Consider the following 21957-nt stretch of genomic DNA (forward strand, 5'->3'; position numbering starts at 1 on the left):
CAACCTGGTTCTAGGTTTACATGTAAACCTGTCGATGGGAGAGAGTCATGTTCGGGCTGGGTATCTCGGCCTCGGCCGCGCCGGGGGCCGATCCGGTGGGGGACGCGCGCGCGGCCGAGGAGCTGGGCTTCGACTTCGTCTCGGCCTCGGACCACCCCTGCGGGAGCGAGCCGTCGTACGAGGTGTGGACGATGCTGACCTGGGTCGCCGCCGCCACCTCGCGGATCAGGGTGGCCACGCGGGTGCTCGGGGTGCCGTACCGGCCGCCCGCGATGGTGGCCAAGATGGCCGAGACCCTGCACAGGCTCTCCGGCGGACGGCTGATCCTGGGGCTCGGGGGTGGTTACTCGGATGAGGAGTTCCGGGCGTTCGGGCTGGGGGTGCCCACGGCGCGGGAGAAGGTCGACGGCATGGTGGAGGCGATCGACATCATCCGCGGGCTGTGGTCGGAGCCTCGCTTCACCTACGAGGGCACCCGTTACCACACCTACGAGGCCGCCATGGAGCCCAAGCCCGCCGGCCCGATCCCGATCTGGCTCGGCACGTACGGCAAGCGCGCCCTGGACGCGACCGGCCGGCTGGCCGACGGCTGGATCCCGTCCCTCGGCTTCGCCCCGCCGGAGCAGGCGGCCGCCATGCGGGAGCGGATGCTGTCCCACGGGCGGGCGGTGGAGTGCGTGTACAACGTTCCGTTCCGCATCGGGGAGGGCGCGGACGGGGACGCGGTGGTGGCGGGCTCGCCGCAGGAGATCACCGACCGGCTCGCCGGCTTCGCCCGTCTGGGGTTCACGTCGATGAACTTCATGCCGGTCGGGCCGGATCCGCGCGAGCAGTCGGAACGCCTGGCCACGGAGGTCCTCCCAGTCCTACGGGCCGCCATCCCGGCCCAATGACGCGCAGATTTCCATATTTCTCGACACTCTCTGTGTTCTATATGTGACAATGAGTGCCATGTCGTCCCCCCGACATGACGCACTCATCAATATGTTCGCCGACCGCCCTCAACTGGCGGTGGAGATCCTCCGTGACTTCATGGGGGTGGATCTGCCCGACACTTTGTTGTGGGTGGAGAAGACCACCTTCAACACGCGCCGCTCCGACGACATTGAGGCCGATCTCGTCATCACCCTGGGACCTCCGCAAAGCCCTCCGGTTCATGCCATCATCCTGGAGATTCAGCAGGACAAGACCAAGGATGCCCGGCAGTTCGCCCGCTACGCCGCCGCCCTGTGGCTGATGCTGGGCTGCGACGTCTCGGTCCTGGTCGTCTGCCCAGACCGCGTAGTCGCCGCCCACTACGCACAGCCGATCGAGTCCGGGCTGACCGGCTACCGCCTGCGGCCCTGGGTGCTGGGGCCGGATGAGATCCCGGCCATCGTCGACCCCCAGGAGGCCGCCGCCCACATAGACCTCGCGGCCATGTCGGTCATGGTCCACGGCCGCGACCGCAAGGTCGTCGAGGCGTTCACCGCTGCGCTGGCTGACGTGACCGACGAACACTCTCCGGATTACTATGAATACGCATACAGCATGTCCGTGCCCGAGATCCGCCGCCTCATGGAGGAGATCATGAAGTCCGCATCCACCCAATGGCCGGTCTACAGCCCCTTCGCCCGCGAGCACTTCGGCCGCGGCCTGGCACAAGGCAAGGCGGAAGGGAAAACGGAAGGCAAGGCGGAAGAGGCGGTCAGGCTGCTCTTGCTGGTCCTGGACGCTCGCGGTCTTGACGTCCCAGAGGACGCACGTGCCCAGATCACCGCCTGCGCCGATATCGCCCAACTGGAAGCCTGGACCACTCGTGCGGCCACCGCCCAGACCCTCCAGGACCTGTTCGACGAACCCGACGCACAGCGCCGTTAGCCGGACCAGCGGACGGATGGGCTTGATCACTCGGGCAAGGCCAGGAGAGCGTGAGAGGGCCGGGAAGCCCTCTCGCCCAGGGGTCGGGGCATGGCCTCGATCCCCCGATCGAACTCGCCCGAGCGACAGCGAGGACCACTCGGGGCGGGCTGCAGCAGGCCCACCTGGTAACCAGGCAACGGGCGGGCGATGGCGAGCGGGGGTTCGGGGATCGAAAGGGGCGGAGCCCCATGGGAGGCGCTGTCTGGAATTTCGTGCGCGCAGCGCCCCCCCATGGAAGGCCTTGCTTTCCGGCCCCGCGACCCTAGCTGCTTCCGACTGGTTCGGCGCGGAGGCGGGCCGAGTGTTTGACCAAGCTGATCAGGACTTCGCGGCTTGACTCCCGCTTCCGGGCGTCACACAAGATGATGGGGATCGACGGGTTCAGCTGCAGCGCCAGCCGTACCTCGTCCAGCTCGAACGTAGGCGCCCCCTCGAAACAGTTGACCGCCACCACGAACGGCGTGCCGCGCCGCTCGAAATAGTCCACCGAGGGGAAGCAGTCGGCCAGCCGCCGGGTGTCCGCCAGGATGACGGCCCCCAGCGATCCCTCGGCGAGCTCGTCCCAGACGAACCAGAACCGCTCCTGCCCAGGGGTGCCGAACAGGTACAGGACGTAGTCGTTGCCCAGCGTGATCCGGCCGAAGTCCATCGCCACGGTGGTGGTGCGCTTGGCCTCCACCGAGGTGAGGTCGTCCACGCCGATCCCGCGGTCGGTCAGGACCTCCTCGGTGCGCAGCGGCCGGGTCTCGGAGACCGCGCCCACCATCGTCGTCTTGCCCGCGCCGAAGCCGCCCGCGATCAGGATCTTGATCGCCGTCGGCAGGCGCGGACGCTCAGAGCGACCGAAGACCATCGAGCACCGCCCTGTACATCTTCATGTCATGCATGTCCACCTCGGATTGTGGTTCCTGCGCAGAGACGAGTTCGCGGTCGAAGAGGTCGCCGAGTAGCACCCGGATCGTGCCGGCGGGCAGGTCGAGGTACGCGGCGATCTCGGCGACGGACTTGGGTTCGCGGCAGAGCTGGAGGATCCGCAGATGCTCCGGGTCCAGCCCGGCGTCGGGGCCGGGGGGCGGACCCACCGCGAGGGCCATGGATATCAGGTCGAACCGGCCGTGCACGGGCTGCGTACGGCCACGGGTGACCACGTAGGGCCGGATGATCTCCGGATCCACCCAGTGTTCGTCCGTCGGTCCGTCCGTGCCTCTCACCGGTCGCCCCCGGCGATGGCCTCGGCGTTGCGGGCACCCGAGGTGAGGTACTGGCCGACCCGGGCCACCATCATCGCCATCTCGTACGCGATCAGCCCGATGTCGGCGTTCTGCGCGCACAGGACGGCCAGGCAGGCCCGCTCGCCGGCCGTGGTCACGATGAGGAACTGGTGCTTCCACTCCACGACCGTCTGCCGCACGGCGCCGCCGGAGATGCGGTCCGAGACGCCCTTGGCCAGGCTCTGCAGGCCGGAGGCGACGGCGGACAGGTGCTCGCCGTCGGTCCGTTGCAACCCGGCGGACGAGGCCATCAGCAGGCCGTCGGAGGACAGCACGATGGCGTTCTCGGCCTCCTTGATCCGGCCTACGAGGTCGTCGAGCAGCCAGTTGAGATCGGTGCCGGACGAGGGGGTCATGCCTCACCTCTCGACTGCTCGTCGAGCATCTTGGCGGCTTCGCTGCGGCCAAGACGCGTGCCTGACTGCAGAGATCCCATCATCGCGCGGATCTCCTCCGGCGAGCGCTCGTCATCGTCCTCCTCGTAGTCGGGCTGCGTGGGCGTGTCGTCCCGCAGCGCTGGCGCCAGGTTGGCCTGGGGAACCCGCAGGGGCAGCCCGTTCGACGTGAACTCGGTCACAGGCGTCTGCTCCGGTTCGGCTGGCGTTTCTGGTTCTGGTGCTGGTTCCACAGGGGTGAGCAAAGGTGCCGGTGCGGGCGGCGCAGGGGCGGGCGGCTCGGGAGCGGGCGCCTGGCGCGCGGGCTTGAGCGTGCGCACGTTCTCCGCCGTGACCGGCCGGATCGCGGTGGCCACGGCCGTCGTCCTGCGCGGCAGGCGCTCCCGCGGCCCGCCGTCCTGCGACTCGGGCGTGGGGTCGAGCTGTACGAGCTCCTGCGGCAGCAGCACCACGACCGTCGTCCCGCCGTACGGCGACGGCTTGAGCACCACCTGGATCTCGTGACGCTTGGCGAGCTGGCTGACCACGTAGAGGCCCAGCCGGGCGGCGCCGGTGATGCGGAACTCGGGCGGGTCCGCGATGCGCGCGTTGTTGGCCTCCAGGTCCTCGGGCTTCATGCCCAGGCCGCGGTCCTCGATCTCGATCACGTACCCGTTGGCCACGAGCTGGCCGCTGACCTGCACGTTCGTGTAGGGCGGCGAGAACGACACGGCGTTCTCGATCAGCTCGGCGAGCAGGTGGATGACGTCACCGACCGCGCGGCCGACGAGCACGACGTCGCCCATCGGCATCAGCGTGACGCGGGTGTAGTCCTCGACCTCGGCCAGGGCGCCGCGGACGACGTCGACCATGGGGACCGAGCGCCGCCACGTACGGGCGGGGGTCGAGCCGGACAGGACGATGAGGTTCTCGGCGTTGCGCCGCATGCGGATGGCGAGGTGGTCGAGCCGGAAGAGCTCCTTCAGCTCCTCGGGGTCGGTCTCGCGGCGCTCCATCACGTCGAGCACGGTGAGCTGCCGGTGGACCAGGCCCTGCGTCCTGCGGGCCAGGCTGAGCAGGATGTCGCGGATGCTGCGGCGCAGCTCGGCCTGCTCGGCCGCGACGCTGATCGCGGTGCGCTGCACGGTGTTGAACGCCTGGCCCACCTGGCCGATCTCGTCGTCACCGAAGTTCAGGTCGGGGGCCTCCTTGGCCAGGTCGACCTCCTCGCCGCGGCCGATGCGCTCGACGACGCCGGGCAGCCGGTCGTCGGAGAGCTCGTGGGCGGCGTCACGCAGCTTCTTGAGCTGGGCGAGCAGGTCGCGGGCCGTGGTGATGGACAGGATGATCGAGGCGATGACGGCGATGAGCCCGAGGCCACCTGCCAGGACCAGCCGGACGATCACGTTGACGGCGACGGGCACGACCCGGTCCACCACGCGGTCGCCCGCGCCGAGCACCAGGGCGTTGAAGTCGGTCAGGAAGCGTTCGGTCGCCGACTTCCACTCGTCGCCGGTGAACGGCAGGCTCAGGGCGTTCGGGTCATGCTCCATGATCTGCTTTTCCAGGCTCTGGAGCTGGACGGACGACTGGCCCCTGGTCAGCTTGTCGTAGTAGGCCTGTTCGGAGTCGGGCAGGTCGGTCGCGGCCTGTTCGGCGGTGGACCGCCAGGCGCCCACGGCCTGACCGAACTCCGCCTGCGTGGCGGCGGTCAGCCGTCCCTCGGAGAGCGCGCCGGCGAGCAGCGCGTCCTCTCTGGCGAGGAGCTCTCTGGCGCGGCTCAGGGCGAGGAGGGAGCGGACGTCTCTGGCGAGATCCTTGTCGTCGAGCGTCGCCAGCGAGCCGTAGACGCCGTACAGAGCGTCGATGACGTCGCTGTACGCGGTCGTCGCCTGGGCACGCCTGAGCTGACCCGCGTCGATGCCCTTGCGGGTCACCTTGAGTGACTCCAGCCGCTTGAGCGCCTCGGCGAGCCGCTGCTCGCCCTGGTCGTCCAGCGCCCAGCTGACCAGGCCCGCGGTCGCCGACTCCTGGAATGCGGCGAGAGTGCGGTCGGTCTGTTTACGCTGGGTTTCGAGCTCTTTGCGGGATTGGACGGACTTCTCAGTCAGCCTCAGGATCGAAATCCGGCGCTCTTTTTGCAGCTCGACGAGGAGTAGATCGCTGGGGCTCGCTACAGAGGTGTCGAGTTGGGAGACCCACAGGAGGTTGACTCCCTCACGGAGGGTGACCCATGCAGCGAAGACCCACAAGGCGGCCAGGGAGAGCAGCAGAGCCGTGATCTTGGTCCGCAGCCGCGTCTTGCGGAGGCGCATTATTCAACCCACCCTGTGAAAGTCATAACTTGTGTGCCGACCACCTGACGTGCGGCGACGTTGTACGAAGTCTCGATCAAGGGACTCTAGCGCACTGGCAAAGCGCCTCTCAAGCAACAGGAATCACATATGCCCGGATACTGACCCATATTAGTCAATTTTGTACCAATGCTGGTCAGAAATCGGTATCCTTCGCAAGTGGTCGATCCTGCCTCCCACTATTTCAGCGTTCGCAATGACCTCGCAGATCGTCTCCTTGAACAGTCGCATCAGCTGGCCGGGGTGCCCCAGCAGGACCGCGGCGACGTCCTGAAGGCCGCGCTCGACTCCGTCCCCGACGTGGCGCGGCGTCTGCGCCCCTACAGCGCCCTGTTCACCGACGGTGACAGCTCGGCCAGCCGACTGGCCTTCAGCTGCCTGTCGGCCGCGGCCACGTTCCCTCGGGGGCGGCGGGAGCAGATCGCCGATCTCGGAGCTCTGAGCACGATCCTGTTCGGCGTCGACGACATCGCCGACAACGTCGCGGGAGACTGGACCGACCGTGACGTCGCCGCCCTGTTCGACCGGTTGTCCGCCGTCCTCTCCGGCGCGCCGCTCGGGGCCGGCGCGAGGGCGCGGCCCATGGAACAGGCGCTCCACGCCTGGCAGGCATGGTGCATCCGCTTCCGTGCGTACGACGGCGCCGACGCGTACGTGCCGAGCCTGATGGAACAGCTCGAACGCACCGGCGCCGCCATGGCACGCGAGCGCGTCTGGGCGACGGGCGGCGAGCCCTGGCCGTCGTACGAGGAGTACCTGGCCAACGCCGGCCTCACGTTCCTCTATCACACGTGGTGGCTGGCGGCTCTCGGGATCTGCGGCCCGGTCCCCGCCGACGCCGCCCACTGGCGAACCGCCGGGCGGGTGACCGATCTCGGTGCGGTGTGCCTGCGACTGGCCAATGACATCAGGACGTTCCAGCGGGAAAGAAGCGAAGGCAAGCCGAACGCGGTGCTCATTCTTGAACGTGCCGGACTGAGCACGGAGACGGCGGTCGAACGGGTGTCGGCGCACTTCGCCGAGCTCAACGCGGACTTCGTGCAGGCGCTCGCGGAGCTGCCCGCCGAGCTGGGTGGCGTGGCCGACGGGCAGCGCAGGTGCGTGTCCTTCAGCGGCGGCTGGTACATGGCCAGGGACACGCACGCGTACACCGTCCGGGATCTGGCCGCGGATGTCGACGCTCATGCCGGCTAGACCACCTGCGCCCGTGCCTGCCGGATGAGGTGCGACGAGGCGATCACCGCGGCGCGGGTCACGGCAAGCGGAACGTACAGGTCCTTGTCGTGCCAGAGCGGAGGGTGATCGCCGCCGGTCGAGCGTGACAGGTACTTGTGACCCCGGTCGGCCGCTCGGAGGCGCCGCGGGTCCGTACGTCCCCGAGTGAGCAGCAGGATCTGCATCGCGTACGCGGTCTCCTCGGCCGTGCCCTCCCAGCGGCCCCATGAGCCGTCCGGCCGCTGGGTCTCCAGCGCCCACTCGGTCGCCGCGCGCACCGCCTCCGCCGAGACGTCTCCGCCGAAGGCGTCGAGCGCCAGCACGCAGCTGACGGTGGCGTAATACGGTGACGCGTGCCACCGGTCCGTCCAGCTCCCGTCCGGCTGCTGGCGATCGCGGATCCAGGCGGCCAGCTCGGCGATGGTCTCGTCGTAGTGGGGTGCGGCGGCGGGCCTGCGGCGGACGTACTCGCCGAAGGCGTCCAGCACGTGCGCGTTGACGCTGACCGAGACGCCCTGCTCGCCGGGCCAGGTGGAGAAGTGGGTGCCGGAGCGGAACCCCCACAGGCTGTCCGGTTCGTGTGGCGCGCCGAGCAGCGCCAGGGCGTACAGCGCCACGGACGTTGTGTCGGCGTCGGCGGGCAGCCCGGACCCCGCGGGCGTCCCGGCCGGACCTATGGCCGCCCTGATGCCGGCCACCATCTCCGGCGGCACCTCGACGGGCACGCCCGCCCGGAGCAGCCAGCTCAGCACCCAGCCCCGCTCGAACACGGTGATGGGCAGCCCTACGGGTACGGGGCCGCCGTGCAATCGGACCACCGTCTCCAGGTGCCCGCGGGCCGGCTCGTGCCCGCCGCGCTCTCCCAGCCAGGCGGCGGTCGCCGCGGGCGAGGCGCCGACGCTGCCGATGGGCGTGGGCCGGATGCCGGGCGCGCCGGCGGCCTCCTCGGCCGCGATCTCCAGGGCGTGCAGCAGTTTCTCCGGCACCTCGACGCCGGACTTGACCCACGACCTGACAGCGTGGAGGGTGTCGTAGCTCATGGCCTTGGGCAGCGGCATCGGGGCCTGGCCCGGTAAGCCTTCGACGTGCTGGTTGATGCGGGCGACGAGGGAGGGCACGATGTGCTCGATCGCCGGCATGTCGGGGAGCTCGAGAGGGCCGCTCAGCCAGGTGACGAGCACGCGCAGGCCGCGGTCCGCCGCGCCGGTGAGGGCCTCGCGGTCCGTGCCCGGCTCCTCTCGCGTCAGGACGGACAGGACTGCCTCGGTGGCGCTCAGGGTCGGCACCAGGCCGTACCCGTCGGGCGCGCCCCAGGCGCCGTCCTGCCGCTGCGTGCGGATCAGGTAGTCGATGCGTTCAAGGTGGCCGGTCAGCCAGGGGGCGAGCGAGACCAGCCGGCCGGTCTCGTAGACCGAGGGCGAAACCTGCCCCCACGGCCTGAGCATGAGACTTGTGACCAGTTCGCCCGCTTCCGCGATGATGTCCGCTGCTTCGCCGATGCTCACGCCGCACGATTCCGTTCGATCGGGTGCAGCCGGAACAGGAGCATCTCCTTGGGCCGCAAAGTGGCTCCGCCCGGTACGGGCGTCAGCTTCCGTGCGTTGGCCAGCACCGGCCGGTACCTGCTCAGCATGTTGGCGATCACCAGGGGTGCCTGGACGTAGAACAGGTGCTGGCCCAGGCAGACGTGCGGGCCCGCGCCGAAGGGGATGAACGAGTAGCGGTGCCGGCGCTCGGCGTTCTCGCCGGCCCAGCGCTCGGGGTCGAACTCCGTCGGCCGGGGCCAGAACTCCTCCAGCCGATGGGTGGTGTACGGGCTGACCAGCACCTGTGAGCCGGCCTTGATCGGGACGCCGCCGATCTCCGTGTCCGCCACGGTCTGGCGCGGGAGCAGCCAGCCGGGCGGATAGACCCGAAGCAGCTCATCCAGGACCATGCGGAGGTAGCGCAACTCGGCGACGTGCGACGGCCGCACCGGGCCGCCGCCCACCACGCGGTCGACCTCCTCCTGCAGCCGGGCGCTCACTTCCGGGTGGTCGTGCAGCACCGACCACAGCCAGGTCAGGGCCATGGCCGTGGTCTCCCCGGCGGCGCCGTAGATGTTCACCAGGTCGTCGCGCACCTGCCGCAGGCCGATCGTGCCGTCCTGCTCCCGCCTGGCCGTGAGCAGGGCCGAGACGATCTCCTTGCTCTGATTGTCCTCGCTCTGCGCCTGCTCGATGACGGAGTAGACGATCTCGTCGATCTTCTTCGCGGAGCGCAGGAAGGCGCGGTCGCCCGGAACCTTGATCGAATAGGGGGCGAAGGGGAAGAGCAGCCGGAAGCCGATGGACGTGGCGCACGTGGCGAACTCGGGGGCCAGCCGTTCGGCCGTGTCGCGGGAGATCCGGCCACCGAACAGGACCTTGATGATGGTCTGGTTGACGATCGAGGCCATCTGATGGGTGCCGTCGACCGGCCGGCCCGTCCGCGCGAAGTCGTCGAGCTCTCGAACGCACTCGGTGATGATGTCGGCCATGTCATCGGCCAGCGAGGCCGTGTAGCGCGCGGTGAAGAGCGGCTGGAGGATCTTTCTGGCGGACGCCCAGCCCTCCCCTTCGCCGAAGATGCTGTCCTCACCGATCAGACGCTGCAGCGGCCGCCAGAACATGCCCGCGCGGACGAAGTTGGTCCAGTCGGTCTTGAGGACCTGCTGGACGTGGTCCGGGTGCGAAATCAGGTAAGGGCGGAAGGGGCCGAGGTCGAGCCGGACGACCCGCCCGGCGGCGTCGGTGCCCATCCGGGCCAGTTCGGTGACCGGGTCTTTCACTAGCCGGGGGATGGCCCGGTAGAAGGGAACGACTTGTGGTCTGATCACAGATGCTCCCGTGGCATGCGGCATGGCGGCGATCGCCGGTCTGGATGCGAAATACAGCTTGCTACGATTTATGATGATTTATGATAAATGTCCGATTTGTCATAATTTTGGGTTGGGTGGTGGCTCGCGACCAAGCGGGACAACGTCCATCGCCAGGAGTGCCCCCTTCGTCGCGTACGGTGTCCGTGACACGCCACGGACATTTCCTGACAAATGTCAATTTATGGGTGGAGTATCACATGCTTATGCATGTAGATTCAAGATCGTACCGGGGTAGGAGCACCGTTTGAATCTCAGCCAACCCTTGGGCGGCGACGCCGTGGCCCGCTGCCGGCGCCTGTTCGAGCCGGCTCTGCGAGAGGCGGTTTCGGATCTCCACCCGTGGGGTGCCGGGATGGCCGCGTTCGCTCTGGGCTGGTCCGATGCGGACGGCAGCCCGCGCAGCGGCGACGGCGGCAAGGGCGTGCGGCCAACCATTGCCATGCTCAGCGCCGAGGCCGTCGGCGGCACGGCCGAGTCGGCGCTCCCCGGAGCGGTGGCGGTCGAGCTGGTGCATGCTTTCTCACTCGTGCACGACGACATCATCGATCATGACGAGCGGCGGCGGCACCGTGAAGCCCTCTGGAAGGCGTACGGCGTGGGCCCGGCGCTCCTGGCCGGTGACGCGCTCCTGGCCCTGGCCGTCAGCCGGCTCTCCGGGTCGCCCGAGGCGATGAAGTACCTGTCGGCGGCGCTGATCGAGCTCGTCAACGGGCAGACCGCGGACATGGCCTTCGAGCACCGGCCCTGGTACGGGCCCAACGCGGTCAGCATCGCCGAGTACACGGCGATGGCCGCGGGCAAGACCGGCGGCCTGCTCGGGGCCGCCGCGGCCGCGGGGGTCTGTCTGGGCGGCGCGCCCGAGCTCGCCGACCGCATGTGGGAGATGGGGCTGGACCTGGGGGTGGCCTTCCAGATCGCCGACGACATGCTGGGTATCTGGGGCGACCCTCGCGTCACGGGCAAGCCCGTGTACTCCGACCTGCGGCGCGACAAGAAGACCTTCCCCGTCCTCGCCGCCCTCGCCGACGGCCACCCCGCCGCCCGCGAGCTCTCCGCGCTCCTGTCGGCCGGTGTCTCGGACGAGGACTCGCTCCGCCACGCCGCCCGCCTGGTGGAGCAGGCCGGCGGGCGTACCGTCGCCCAGGCCCAGGCCGACCGGCGCCTCGCCGCGGCGCTGCAGGTCATGGACGAATGCCTGCCGGGCGCCACGGATCTGCGCGCCCTCTGCGCCTCGCTGGTGAACCGGGCCCACTGACCTCTTCGTGCTGCCGACGGATGACCTGCGTGCGCCCATTCCCGCCCTAGGGCGCACGCGTCAAAGGTGCGGCGTACGCGTCAGAGGTGCGGCGTACGCGTCAGAGGCGGGAGGCCTCGTCCAGGAGAGTCAGCTCCTCCTCGCTCAACGTCAGCTCCGCGGCCGCCAGCAGGGGCTCGAGCTGGGTCACGTTCCGGGCGCTGGCGATCGGCGCCGCGACCGTGGGCTGGGCGGCGAGCCAGGCCAGCGCCACCGTGGCCGGGGCCACCGAGCGCTCGGCCGCCACCTTGGTCAGCGCGTCCAGGGCCCGGCGTCCGTGCTCCTTCTGCAGGTACTCGGCCGCCCCGCCGGCCCGGGGGCTGTCGACCGTCACGCCGGGCGCGTACTTGCCGGTCAGGAACCCGCGAGCCAGCCCGAAGTACGGCGTGCTGGAGAGGCCCTCCCGGGCCACCACGTCCCGAAGCTCGCCCTCGTAACCCCGCTCGACCAGGTTGTACTGCTGCTGCAGGGCCACATAGCGGGTCAGCCCCTCCTCGTCGGAGGTCTTGAGCGCCTCCGCCAGCCGGTCCGCGCCGTAGTTGGACGCCCCGGCGTACCGGATCTTGCCCTCGCGGACCAGCGCGTCGAACGTCGCCAGCGACTCCACCAGCGGCGTGTCGTGGTCGTCCGCGTGCGCCCAGTAGAGGTCGATGTAGTCGGTGCGCAGCCGGCGCAGCGAGTCCTCGACCGCGGTCCGGATGGTGGCGGGGGCCAGCCCCTGCAGCCCCTCCAGCATGCCGACCTTGGTGGCGAGCACGACCGAGTCGCGGTTGCGGCGGGTGTCCAGCCACTCGCCGATGATCATCTCCGAGGTGGACTCACCGGTCACCCAGTACGGGTAGACGTCGGCGGTGTCGATGAAGTTGCCGCCGCCGTCGACGTACGCGTCCAGGACCGCGAACGCCGCCTCCTTGTCGGCGGTCCACCCGAAGACATTTGTGCCGAGCGATATCGGGAAAACGGACAGGTCCGATGTACCTATTGAGCTCATTACGCCATTATCGGCACCCGCGCCGAGCTGACCCGATGGCACCCCCTCGCTGAGTTCGGGCGGACGTCCCGGGGGCGGACACGGGGGTCTCGCTTCGCCGGGATGGCGGTGAAGCTGCAGGTGGCGCTATGGTGCGAGCTGTGGTGATCGGTGACGCGCGTACGCGCATCCTGGACGCGGCCGAGGAGTTGTTCGCGGGCGGCGGCTACGAGGCCACTCCTACCGCGGTCATCGCCCGGCTCGCGAAAGTGCCCAAAGGGCTGATCTTCCACTACTTCCCTCGCAAGATCGACGTGCTGGTCGCCCTCGTCGACGAACGCACGCTGGTCGAGGAGGGGCGCGAGGTCGACGCGGTGCCCGGCGACCCGGCGCGCACGCTGTCCAGGCTGGCGCGCGGCCTCCCGCTGCGGGCCTCACCCGCGATGCGGCGCATCCTGTTCAGGGAGGCCGACACCCACGGCTCGGTCAAGGAGCGGCTCGGGCGGCTCAACGGTGAGCTGATCAGACGTGCCAGGTTCGCGCTGGAGCTGGCGCTGCCCGGAGCGCGCGGGGACGCGGCCAGACTGGAGGTGGCGGCGGCCACGTTCGCCGCCGTCCTGCTCTACCAGGAGAACCTCTGCCAGCTGACCGGGCACCAGATCGATCCTGACGCCGTCGCGGAACTCATCGCCCACTCGCTCCTCTAGCAGCTCGTCGAGCGCCGTACGCAGGTGGCCGAGCAGCCCCCACACGTCGTCCATCCGCTCGGGGCAGGCCACGATGCCGAAGTCGAGCATGCCGTCGTAGGAGAAGCAGGTGATGTTCAGGCCGCCGCTCATGTCGGTCAGCACGGACAGCGGGTAGTAGGACAGCACTCTGCCGCCGCACAGATAGAGCGGGAACTGCGGGCCCGGCACGTTGCTGACGATGAGGTTGATCGGCGGGAACGCCGTCCCCGCCAGCCGGAAGATCGCCGGCGTGGCCAGGCTGGTCAGCGGGGCGGGCAGCACCGAGCAGAGCTCGCTCAGCCACGTCGCCGGGGCCAGCGCGAAACGCCGCTTGGCCGTGTTCATGGCGGCGCCGACGGCCCGCAGGCGCTCTCGGGGGTCGGCGACGTTCGTGGGCATGGGGGCGATCATGGCGGAGATCTGGTTGCCGACCAGGTCCTTGGCCCCGGCCGTACGGACCGCCACGGGGACGGCGACGATGAGCGGCGCCTCCGGCAGCGCGTCGCGCTCCCGCAGCCACGAGCGCAGGGCCGAGGTGCACAGGGTCATGACGACGTCGTTGACGCTCAGGCCGTTGGCCTTGGCGACGTTCTTGACGTCCTTGAGCGAGAGCGAGCCGAACGAGAGGCGGCGGCGGGCGCTGATCGGGCCGTTGAACGGGGTCCGGGGGACGGTGAGGCTGGGCAGCTCGGGACGGTCGTGCCGGTCACCGGCGACCAGCCGCGCGGCCTTGGCGATGAGCTTCGCCCCGGGCAGGCCCGCCGCCAGCGGGATGGCGTCCAGGTCCTCGGCCGCCCTGACGACCGACTGGACGGCCCGTACGGGGTGGGTCGCCGTTCGCGCGGCCGCTCCTGCCAGCATCTCGACCAGCCCGGGCCCGTCCTGCCGGGGCGCGGGAACCGCCGTGCCGACGCATCGGGTCGCCGCCGGGCCGCCGTGCAGGCCGTCGGGCGTGAGGTCGAGCAGGGTGGCGAGGGTTTCCGCGCCCGAGACGCCGTCGATGGCGGCGTGGTGCACCTTCGTGTAGACGGCGACCTTCCCGTCCGCCAGCCCGTTGATCAGGTGCATCTCCCACAGCGGATGGGCCCGGTCCAGGCGTCGCGCGTGGATCTCCGCCACCGCCTCGGCCAGCTGCCAGTCATCCCCGGGAGCGGGCAACGTCAGCTCGAAGAGATGGTTGCCGATGTCGAAGTCCGGGTCGGCCGCCCAGTACGGGCGGTCAAGCCCGAGCGGCACCTCGGCCAGCCGGAGGCTGAGCGCGGGGGACAGGTGGAGGCGCGCGAGCAGGAGCCGCGCCAGGGCGTCCTTGTTGACCGCTCCGTCGGCCGGGTCGAGTATCGCCAGCCCGGCCACGTGTGCCGCGGTGGTCGCGGTCTCGACATTGAGGAACTGGGCGTCGAGTGCGGTGAGCTGGCGCATCTGCTCTCCTTTTCCCGTGATGTGTGTGCAGCATCACATGCAGGGATTTCCGGAAGGTTTCCGCGAGAGTCTTTCAGATGAATTCCGGCACGCCGTACCAGAATTGCGCGAATTCCCAGCTCAGTCGGGATCGGTGACAATTATCTATCCATTGACCACCTCAATGGGGTGGCGCACGACGGCGTCGAACGCGTACCCGTACGGGTGGCGCGGCGTGACCAGCGGCTGCGTGGCGCCCGTCTCGTCGGTGGCCCGCGCCATCAGCACGTGGGGTCCCGTATGACGGGGCGCCCATGAAATGTGCCATGGCAGCCACGCGCTGACCAGGTGCTGCCCGTGATGTTCGGCCTGGCGCCAGCTGAGCCCGCCGTCGAGGCTGACCTCCACCCGGACGATCCTGCCCTGCCCCGACCAGGAGCGCCCGCGCAGGATGTGCGGGCCCGTGAGGGGGAGCCGCGCATTCCAGGGAAGTTCGAACGCGCTCTTCACCGGCTGGACGGTGACGTCCGGATAAAAGACCGTGTTCCACGGCGTGAAGAGCGCTTTCGATGAGACCTCAATATCGCCGAGCCATTTGATGGAGGCTATTCCCACCCATCCCGGCACCACCAGCCGCGCCGGAAATCCGTGATCGGGGGGAAGCGGCTCGCCGTTCATTTCGTACGCCACGAGGACGTCGTCCATGGCCTTGTCGATCGGCAGCGGCCTGCGTACGTGCCCGTAGTCCTCGAACGGCGCGTCCAGCCCCGTGGGCAGGACGTCGACCGCTCCGGGGAGGAGCCCGACCTCCTTGAGCAGGAACTTCAACGGCACCCCGCGCCACCGCGCGACCCCGATCCCGCCCAGCCCCCACTGCGTGCCCGGGGCGGCGTCGTTCTGCTGCGTGCCGTAGAACCGCCGCCCGTTGCCGGCGCACTCGATCGCCACGTCGAACGTCCGCGACGGCATGGCGCGCAGCTGCTCATAGCTGAACTCCCGCGGACGCCGAACCCCCGCCCCATGCACCCGCAGCCGCCAGGTGGTGACGTCGATGAAGGGGGTGAAGGTGTGGTTGCGCACGAAGAACCGGTCGATCGGGGTGTGGTATCCCTCTCCTGACATGGCCTCCCATCGCATCTCCGCGTTCAGGCCATGCACCCTGAACAGGTGGTCGGGCAGCGGCTTCACGATCGTCGCCGTGACTTGGTTCATGGCAGTCACCTCGTACAAGCTATTTCCTACCTGGAAACCATTTAATCTCCTCACGCGGGTTCCGGCGCGCCCCACGTTGCCGAACTCTGTCCGACCAGTACGGGAACGTTCCATTTCGCCATCTCGGGCCTTACCCGCCCGAGGGAATCTGGAACCGGGCCTATCCGGCGCTGCGTCGCTCGGCCCGGATCCGGAGGAGGTCGGCGCTCTCCTGATCGGCGGGCAGGAACGCCTCCAGGTGGAGTTCGGCGAGCGTGATGTCGGTCGCCGTGGCGAACGAGGTCAGCGTGGTGATCAGGCGCAGCTCGCCGTCCGCCGACGCCAGCCGCATCGGCACGGAGAAGCCGAGATGCCCGGGGCCGATCGGGCTCTGCGGGACGTATCCGGCCAACTCGTCGACGAAATCGTCCAGGCGCGGATCCGGGCTCCGCCGCGCCCTGGCACGGAGGTTCTCGATCACATGCCGGCCCCACTCGTCCAGGTTCCGCACCCTGCGTCCCATCCCGTCCGGATGGAGCATGAGCCGCAGCATGTTGACCGGCGGTGCGAGCAGCTCGGGTGAGGCGTCCTCGGTGAACACCTCGACGGCGTCGTTGGCCGCCACCACCCGCCCGTAGGGCGCGACGACGAGCGCCGGATACGGCATGTGCCCGTGCAGGATCTGCTCGAGGGCGACCCGGACCGGGCGCAGCGCGGATTCGTCCAGGCCCGACTCGGTGAACATCGGCGCGAACCCGGCCACCGCGAGCAGATCGTTCCGCTCCCGCAGCGTCAGGCCGAGTGACTCGGCCAGCCGGATCACCACCGCCCGCCCCGGCTGGGAGCGACCGCTCTCGATGAAGCTCAGATGACGCTGGGTCGTGTCGGCCAGCGTGGCCAGTTCGAGCTGGCTGAGCCGGCGCGCCCGGCGCCAGCGGCTCAGCTCGGCGCCGACGCCGCTCCGTTCGATCGTTCTGCTGCTCACCGCACCGTTCTATCGGGTCCACGGCGGTCCCGGCGATTCCCTCGAGGGAATTGCCGGGCACCACGGCCACCGCACACGATCTCGTGGTGGAACGAGTGGCGGTCCGCCGGCATCGGTGGGCCGGCATGATCACGAGACGATGAAAGGGCTGTTCGATGAGGAGCTATCACCTTGATCCGGGGCATGGCCTCGCCGGGCTGACGGTCCAGGAGCACGACGTACCCGAACCTGGGCGTGGGCAGGTCGTCGTCCGGGTGCGCGCGAACTCGCTCGGCTTCCGTGACCTGATGGTGCTGGCCGGGAACTATCCGCTGCCGATCAGGCCCGGCGTGGTGCCCGGCTGTGAAGGGGCGGGGGAGGTCGTGGCCGTCGGCGAGGACGTCGGCCGGGTGCGGCCCGGCGACCGGGTGGCGGCCACCGTCTTTCCCCGCTGGCTGGACGGTCCGTTCAGACTGGACAACGCCGCGCAGCTCGGGACGATGGTCGACGGCATGTTGACGGAGTACGCCGTGGTGAGCGAGGACGGCGTCGTGCCCGTCCCTGAGCACCTGTCGTACGAGGAGGCCGCGGCGCTGCCGTTGGCGGCGGTGACCGCCTGGAACGCCCTGACCAGTGGCAGCGCGCTCCGCCCCGGCCACAGCGTGCTGACCCTGGGGTCGGGAGGCGTGTCGCTGTTCGTGCTGCAGTTCGCCAAGCTGGCCGGGGCCCGGGTGATCGTGACCACGTCCGGCGCCGCCAAGGCCGATCGGCTGAAGGCGCTCGGGGCGGACGATGTGATCAACTACCGCGAGGACCCGGCGTGGTCGGAGACGGTCCGTGCTCTCACCGGCGGCGTGGGCGTCGATCGCGTCGTCGACTCGACGGGGCCGCTGGAGCAGTCGCTGAAGTCCGTCGCGTTCGGCGGCGAGGTGGCCTTCGTCGGCCGTTGGCTCTCCGGCGCCGCGGGAGCCCGGCCCATCGACCCGGCGCTCCTGTTCAGCGGGGGTGCGACGCTGCGTCCCATCGCCACGGGCAGCCGTGCCCACTTCGCCGAGCTGGCCCGCGCCGTGGAGGCCCATCGGCTGCGTCCGGTCCTCGATCGGGTGTTCCCGTTCGAGGACGTTCCCGAGGCCTTCCGCTATGTGGAGTCGGGCGGTGGCTTCGGCAAGGTGGTCATCACTCACGACTGATGGAACGGGCATCCAGGGCGAGCAGCTGGGTCAACGCCTGCCGTAGCTCCTGCTCCGGCTGCGGGAGGAGGTCCTTGGCGCGCCAGCCGACGAACCCGTCCGGCCGGACGAGGACGGCCCCGGCGCCGGTGATGCCGTAGGCGTCCGGGAATCGCTGGTCCGGGTCGCGTAGCTCGGCGGCCCCGACGCGGTGGACGTCGAGGTCGAGGTCGAGCGAGGCCGCCACCGCCTTGGCCGCTTCGGCCCACTCCGCGCCCTCGGCGCCGGCCAGCAGCGTGAAGGAGCCGGTGAACAGGTCCAATGTGGACAGCTTCGTCCCGGCGCGGTCCAGCCACACGTGGGGTGCGCGCAGGCCGGGACGGCCGCTGGGGGTACGAGGGTCTTCCACGGGGTCCTCGGGAGTGGCCGGCTCGGTGCGCACGGCCGTGGAGCGGTACCGGTAACCGAAAGCCATGGTCACCTCGTCGATCCTGGTGGCCTCCTCGCCGGCGGCGTGGTGGCGGGCGTCGAGGATGGCCAGCGCGGTCTCCATCGTGGTGTGCGCGACCGGTCGGCGCTCGGCCTCGTACGTGTCGAGCAGCGCCGCTCCGGCCTGCCCGTGGAGCACGGCGGCGAGCTTCCAGGCCAGGTTGTGCGCGTCCGCGATGCCGGTGCTCGCGCCGAAGGACCCTGTCGGCGGAAAGACGTGGGCCGCGTCGCCGGCGAAGAACACCCGGCCGGCCCGGTACCGCCGGGCCACCCACTCGCCGATCCTGACGTCCATCACCTTCCGGCTCCAGCCGGGCGCCGGCGGCACCAACGTGACATCGAGGTCCGCGATCCCTGCCGCGCGGCGGACCAGCTCGACGCAGCGCCGCTCGGGGAAGTCCTCGATGCTCTCGCCTTGCCGCGGCTGGAAGGGCACCCCGAGCATCCACCGCCCGAGCTGCCCCAACGGCGCCAGGACCGTGCCCGTCACCGGCTGGTCGAAATAGGCGAGCGTGAACCTGCGTCCCCGCAGCGCGCCGTCGAGGTCGGCGTCGAAGATGAAGTGCGCGGCATGGCCCAGCACGCCGGGGCCGTCCGCGCCGATGCCCAGCTGGTCGCGGATGCCCGCGCGGTTGCCGTCCGCGGCGATGAGGTAGCCGGCGCGGATGCGGGACTCGGCCCCGCTGCCGAGCTCGCGCACGACGGCCGTCACACCGTCGTCGTCACCGTCGAAGGAGACCAGCTCGGTGCCGAACCGCACGTCCACGCCGGCGCGCTCGGCGTGCGGCCGTACGACGCGCTCCAACTCGTCCTGGTCGATCAACGCCCAATCGGCCGGGCTGATGCCTCCCGGCCGGACCCGGGCGAGCATGTCGACGCGGAAGCGCTCCTCGCCGGCCAGCGTGTCCGCGCCGATCATCTCCGGCATGCCGACCAGGATCGACTGGTGCCGGAGGATCTCCTCGTCCAGGCCGAGGGCACGGTAGATCTCCATCGACCGCGGGTTGAACGCCCGCGCCTGCGGCATGATCGCCGTCGACGGGTGCCGCTCCACCAGCACCGAGCGGACTCCCCGCCGCGCGAGGAAGAACGCCGCGGACAGGCCCGTGATGCCTCCCCCCACGATGAGAACGGCGGTCTTGTGGTCGTACGGTCCGGTCATCGTCTCGGCCTCTCTGTCGTCGTAGCCACGCAACCTCATAATCAACAGCCCACCTAGCTGTGTCAACCATTTACTTGATTAGCGCATCTTGCCAGATGGGACTGTCAGGTGGATGTACGATCGGTTCGTGCCCACGCCGAAGCCGCGCCGATCGCCCAAGCCGCAGGAGCGGCAGCGTGACGCGGAGCGCACCCGCAAGCTCATCCTGGACGCGGCGGCCGCCGAGTTCGCCGCGCACGGATACGCGGGCGGCCGGATCGCCGCGATCGCGGCCCGTGCGGGCGTCAACCAGCAGCTGATCTCGTACTACTTCGACGGCAAGGAGGGCCTCTACCAGGCCCTGTCACAGGAGTGGCGGCAGCGTGAGAGCGAGCTCGTGACGCCGGACACGCCGCTGCCCGAGCAGATCCGCCGGTACGCGCTGGAGGCGCTGAGCAACCCGGACGGTGTCCGGCTGATGGCGTGGGGCGGTCTGGAGTACGCCGGTCCGGAAAGCGATCCCGATCACGCGCCCCGTTCGGAGCGGCTGCAGAGAGCCGTCGACGAGATCCGTGACGTCCAGTCGGCAGGCGGTCTGCCCGCTGAAGTGGACCCGGCCTGCCTGATGGTCATGTTGATGGCCGCCGCGATGGCGACCACCTCGATTCCGCACGTCATCGAAGGCGTTTGCCGGGTCGATCCCCGCTCGCCCGAGTTCCTCCGCCACTACGCCGAACAGGTCGCCCTGGTCGCCCGCCTCCTCGGACTCGACCCCGCCTGATCAGGGGTGGGAGTCAGCCGGGGTGTCGTGATCGCAGAGACGGCGAGGCGGGCCCCGTGGCGCCTACTTGATGCGGCCGTGCAGGAGTTCGGCCAGTGTCGCGTGAGTCCGCTCGAGTGGCCGGTCCGGATAGAGGGCGCGGCGCTCGATGGCGACCGTCAGGACCATGCCGAACACGGCCGTCGCCGCCGTCTCCACGTCCAGGTCGGCCCGGACCTCGCCGTTCGCGGCGGCCCTGCGCAGCACGTCCGCGTACACGCTGAGCGCGCTCTGGCGCAGCCGCGCCACCGCGTCCTGCCACGCGGTGCGCCACATCTCGGCCAGCAGCACCCGGGCGAAGGCCCCGTGCTCCTCGAAGAACCTGAGCTGGCCGAGCACCACCGAGTCGAGCGCGTCCAGCGCGCTCTCCCCGGTGTCGGCGCCGGCCAGCGCCTCGGCGAGCTTGTCGATCGAGTGCGCCAGCAGTGCTTGGAAGAGCCCCTCCTTGCTGGCGAAGTTGTAGAACACGGTGCCCTTGGCCACCCCGGCCCGCTCGGCGATGGCGTCGACCGTGGTGGCCGCGTACCCATGCTCGGCGATCAATTCCACAGCCGCCCCGAACACCTTCTGCCGCGTGTCCTGCCGGCTCCCGCGTCCGGCGGAGCGCTCACTTCGTTCGCTCACAGCGCCAGCTCCGGGTGCAGGCGCTTGACGGACCAGATGCGGCCACGCTCAACGGCGAGCGTGGTCAACGCGAGCCCGAGTACGAGGAATACCGACAGCACGCCGCAAGCCTGCCACACCACGGTGAGATCGCCACCGCTGACCAGCCGGCGCAAGGCCGACACCACCCAGCTCATCGGCAGCCACGGCGAGATCGTCTGGAAGAACCCTGGCGACGTCTCGATCGGGTAGGTCCCGGCCGCCGAGGTGAGCTGCAGCATCAGCAGCGCCAGCGCCACGACCCGCCCGGGCGGGCCCAGCAGCGCGTTCACCGCCTGCACGACCGCCATGAACGCGGCCGTCGCGAGGAGCAGGAGTCCGGCGACCCCGGCCCAGTGCGCGGCTTCCAGCCCGAGCCCGAACCGCAGCACCGCCACCAGCACGCCCACCTGCGCCGCGCCGAGCGCCGCCCCCGGCAGCCAGCCCGCCAGCGCGATCCGCACCGCGCCCGTCGTACCCGCCAGCCGCCGCTGGTTCAGCGGCTTCAGCACCATGTACGCGATCATCGCGCCGACCCAGAGCGCCAGCGGCAGGAAGAACGGCGCGAAGCCGGTGCCGTAGTTGGGCACCTCGTTGTCGACGGTCTTGGCCAGCCGGACCGGGTCGCTCATCACGTTCGCGCGGGCGTCGCGCTGCTGCTGGTCATAGTCGGGTATCCGCGTGGCTCCGTCGCCGAGCCCGTCGGCCAGCTCCCTCGATCCGTCGGCGAGCTTGGTCACGCCCTTGTCCACCTGGCCCGCGCCGTCATGGAGCCGATCCACGCCGGTACTCAGCCGGCTCGCGCCGTCGCTCAGCCTGACCAGCCCGCCGTTCAGCCGGCCGATGCCGTTCGTGACCTGGCGGGAGCCGTTGGCCAGCGCGGTGGCACCCTGGTAGAGCCGGTCCGCTCCGGTAGCGGCCGTGTCCACGCTCGCGTTCACCTTCGCGGCGCCGTCGGCCAGCTTGCCGAGGCCCTCGTCCAGGGCGTTGAGCTGGTCCCTGGCCCGGTCCAGCTTGGAGCCGAGCTGGGGCGCCACGGCCGCGATCTCGCGAGCCTGCTTCGCCAGCTCCCGCGCCTGGTTCCGCAGGTCCGGGCCGGCGTCGCCGCCGCCGCTTCCGGTGCCGCTGCCCGCGCT

The 21957-nt window shown here is 70.1% G+C and carries 19 protein-coding genes and 1 pseudogene; 7 read left to right on the forward strand and 13 right to left on the reverse strand.

Going from position 1 to position 21957, the window contains the following annotated elements:
• The first annotated feature begins 47 nt into the window (after positions 1-47).
• Together AB0J64_RS38400 and AB0J64_RS38405 are read left to right on the forward strand one after the other, a co-directional pair.
• Positions 48-893: an LLM class flavin-dependent oxidoreductase gene (locus AB0J64_RS38400; RefSeq protein ID WP_364038695.1), complete on the forward strand. Its 846-nt coding sequence runs from the start codon at positions 48-50 to the stop codon at positions 891-893.
• A gap of 58 nt (positions 894-951) precedes the next feature.
• The gene (locus AB0J64_RS38405; RefSeq protein WP_364038698.1) at positions 952-1860 is read left to right on the forward strand and encodes a hypothetical protein; all 909 of its coding nucleotides are present in this window, start codon (positions 952-954) and stop codon (positions 1858-1860) included.
• Positions 1861-2164: 304 nt separating this feature from the next.
• On the opposite strand, the gene AB0J64_RS38410 is transcribed toward AB0J64_RS38405, so the two are convergent.
• From AB0J64_RS38410 to AB0J64_RS38425, 4 genes are read right to left on the reverse strand one after another with little or no spacing between them, the layout of a single operon-like run.
• Positions 2165-2755, reverse strand: coding sequence for an ATP/GTP-binding protein (locus AB0J64_RS38410; RefSeq protein ID WP_364038701.1), 591 nt, complete (start codon positions 2753-2755; stop codon positions 2165-2167).
• Positions 2736-3113 carry a DUF742 domain-containing protein gene (locus AB0J64_RS38415; RefSeq protein ID WP_344993441.1) on the reverse strand — a complete coding sequence of 126 codons (378 nt, stop codon included), beginning with the start codon at positions 3111-3113 and terminating at the stop codon, positions 2736-2738. The genes AB0J64_RS38410 and AB0J64_RS38415 overlap by 20 nt, the downstream gene beginning before the upstream one ends.
• Complete coding sequence (locus AB0J64_RS38420; protein WP_364038704.1) at positions 3110-3529, reverse strand: roadblock/LC7 domain-containing protein; 420 nt, start codon at positions 3527-3529, stop codon at positions 3110-3112. The genes AB0J64_RS38415 and AB0J64_RS38420 overlap by 4 nt, the downstream gene beginning before the upstream one ends.
• Positions 3526-5862 (reverse strand): nitrate- and nitrite sensing domain-containing protein, encoded by a 2337-nt coding sequence (locus AB0J64_RS38425; RefSeq protein ID WP_364038707.1) that lies wholly within the window; start codon positions 5860-5862, stop codon positions 3526-3528. Before AB0J64_RS38425 ends, AB0J64_RS38420 begins: the two co-directional genes overlap by 4 nt.
• A gap of 282 nt (positions 5863-6144) precedes the next feature.
• Between AB0J64_RS38425 and AB0J64_RS38430 the strand changes: the two genes are divergently transcribed.
• A complete protein-coding gene (locus AB0J64_RS38430; RefSeq protein ID WP_364038710.1) occupies positions 6145-7095 on the forward strand; it encodes a terpene synthase family protein in 951 nt (316 codons plus the stop codon).
• Here AB0J64_RS38430 and AB0J64_RS38435 read toward each other — a convergent pair.
• Both AB0J64_RS38435 and AB0J64_RS38440 read right to left on the reverse strand, forming a co-directional pair.
• Positions 7092-8621: a prenyltransferase/squalene oxidase repeat-containing protein gene (locus AB0J64_RS38435; protein ID WP_364038713.1), complete on the reverse strand. Its 1530-nt coding sequence runs from the start codon at positions 8619-8621 to the stop codon at positions 7092-7094. The genes AB0J64_RS38430 and AB0J64_RS38435 overlap by 4 nt on opposite strands.
• A complete protein-coding gene (locus tag AB0J64_RS38440) occupies positions 8618-9973 on the reverse strand; it encodes a cytochrome P450 (RefSeq protein WP_364038716.1) in 1356 nt (451 codons plus the stop codon). Before AB0J64_RS38440 ends, AB0J64_RS38435 begins: the two co-directional genes overlap by 4 nt.
• A 394-nt stretch (positions 9974-10367) precedes the next feature.
• On the opposite strand from AB0J64_RS38440, the gene AB0J64_RS38445 reads away from it, so the two are divergent.
• Positions 10368-11270: a polyprenyl synthetase family protein gene (locus tag AB0J64_RS38445; protein ID WP_364038719.1), complete on the forward strand. Its 903-nt coding sequence runs from the start codon at positions 10368-10370 to the stop codon at positions 11268-11270.
• Between the two features lie 100 nt (positions 11271-11370).
• Here AB0J64_RS38445 and AB0J64_RS38450 read toward each other — a convergent pair whose 3' ends face one another.
• The gene (locus AB0J64_RS38450) at positions 11371-12300 is read right to left on the reverse strand and encodes an aldo/keto reductase (protein WP_364038722.1); all 930 of its coding nucleotides are present in this window, start codon (positions 12298-12300) and stop codon (positions 11371-11373) included.
• A 128-nt stretch (positions 12301-12428) separates the two neighbouring features.
• Here AB0J64_RS38450 and AB0J64_RS38455 point away from each other — a divergent pair, with 128 nt between their 5' ends.
• Positions 12429-12986 (forward strand): helix-turn-helix domain-containing protein, encoded by a 558-nt coding sequence (locus tag AB0J64_RS38455; RefSeq protein ID WP_364038725.1) that lies wholly within the window; start codon positions 12429-12431, stop codon positions 12984-12986.
• A gap of 12 nt (positions 12987-12998) precedes the next feature.
• Here AB0J64_RS38455 and AB0J64_RS38460 read toward each other — a convergent pair.
• The 3 genes and pseudogenes from AB0J64_RS38460 to AB0J64_RS38470 form a co-directional block, all read right to left on the reverse strand.
• Positions 12999-14426: pseudogene (locus AB0J64_RS38460) on the reverse strand (wax ester/triacylglycerol synthase family O-acyltransferase); the annotation flags it as partial.
• A gap of 144 nt (positions 14427-14570) precedes the next feature.
• Positions 14571-15617 carry a sulfite oxidase gene (locus AB0J64_RS38465; RefSeq protein WP_364038728.1) on the reverse strand — a complete coding sequence of 349 codons (1047 nt, stop codon included), beginning with the start codon at positions 15615-15617 and terminating at the stop codon, positions 14571-14573.
• 160 nt (positions 15618-15777) lie between these two features.
• Complete coding sequence (locus AB0J64_RS38470; protein ID WP_364038731.1) at positions 15778-16581, reverse strand: helix-turn-helix transcriptional regulator; 804 nt, start codon at positions 16579-16581, stop codon at positions 15778-15780.
• 155 nt (positions 16582-16736) lie between these two features.
• Here AB0J64_RS38470 and AB0J64_RS38475 point away from each other — a divergent pair, with 155 nt between their 5' ends.
• On the forward strand, positions 16737-17750 hold the full coding sequence (locus tag AB0J64_RS38475; RefSeq protein ID WP_364038734.1) for an NAD(P)-dependent alcohol dehydrogenase: 1014 nt from the start codon (positions 16737-16739) through the stop codon (positions 17748-17750).
• Here the strand turns inward: AB0J64_RS38475 and AB0J64_RS38480 are convergent.
• Entirely contained in the window at positions 17737-19419 is a 1683-nt protein-coding gene (locus AB0J64_RS38480) for an FAD-dependent oxidoreductase (RefSeq protein WP_364038737.1), read from the reverse strand. The genes AB0J64_RS38475 and AB0J64_RS38480 overlap by 14 nt on opposite strands.
• Before the next feature lie 88 nt (positions 19420-19507).
• On the opposite strand from AB0J64_RS38480, the gene AB0J64_RS38485 reads away from it, so the two are divergent.
• The gene (locus tag AB0J64_RS38485) at positions 19508-20140 is read left to right on the forward strand and encodes a TetR family transcriptional regulator (protein ID WP_364038740.1); all 633 of its coding nucleotides are present in this window, start codon (positions 19508-19510) and stop codon (positions 20138-20140) included.
• 63 nt (positions 20141-20203) lie between these two features.
• On the opposite strand, the gene AB0J64_RS38490 is transcribed toward AB0J64_RS38485, so the two are convergent.
• Positions 20204-20803 carry a TetR/AcrR family transcriptional regulator gene (locus AB0J64_RS38490; RefSeq protein WP_364038743.1) on the reverse strand — a complete coding sequence of 200 codons (600 nt, stop codon included), beginning with the start codon at positions 20801-20803 and terminating at the stop codon, positions 20204-20206.
• Positions 20800-21957, reverse strand: a 1158-nt coding sequence (locus AB0J64_RS38495) for a YhgE/Pip family protein (RefSeq protein ID WP_364038746.1), incomplete at its 5' end; no start/stop codon positions are given. The genes AB0J64_RS38495 and AB0J64_RS38490, both read right to left, overlap by 4 nt.

The organism is Nonomuraea sp. NPDC049695 (assembly GCF_040674955.1).
Classification (GTDB): Bacteria; Actinomycetota; Actinomycetes; order Streptosporangiales; family Streptosporangiaceae; genus Nonomuraea; species Nonomuraea helvata.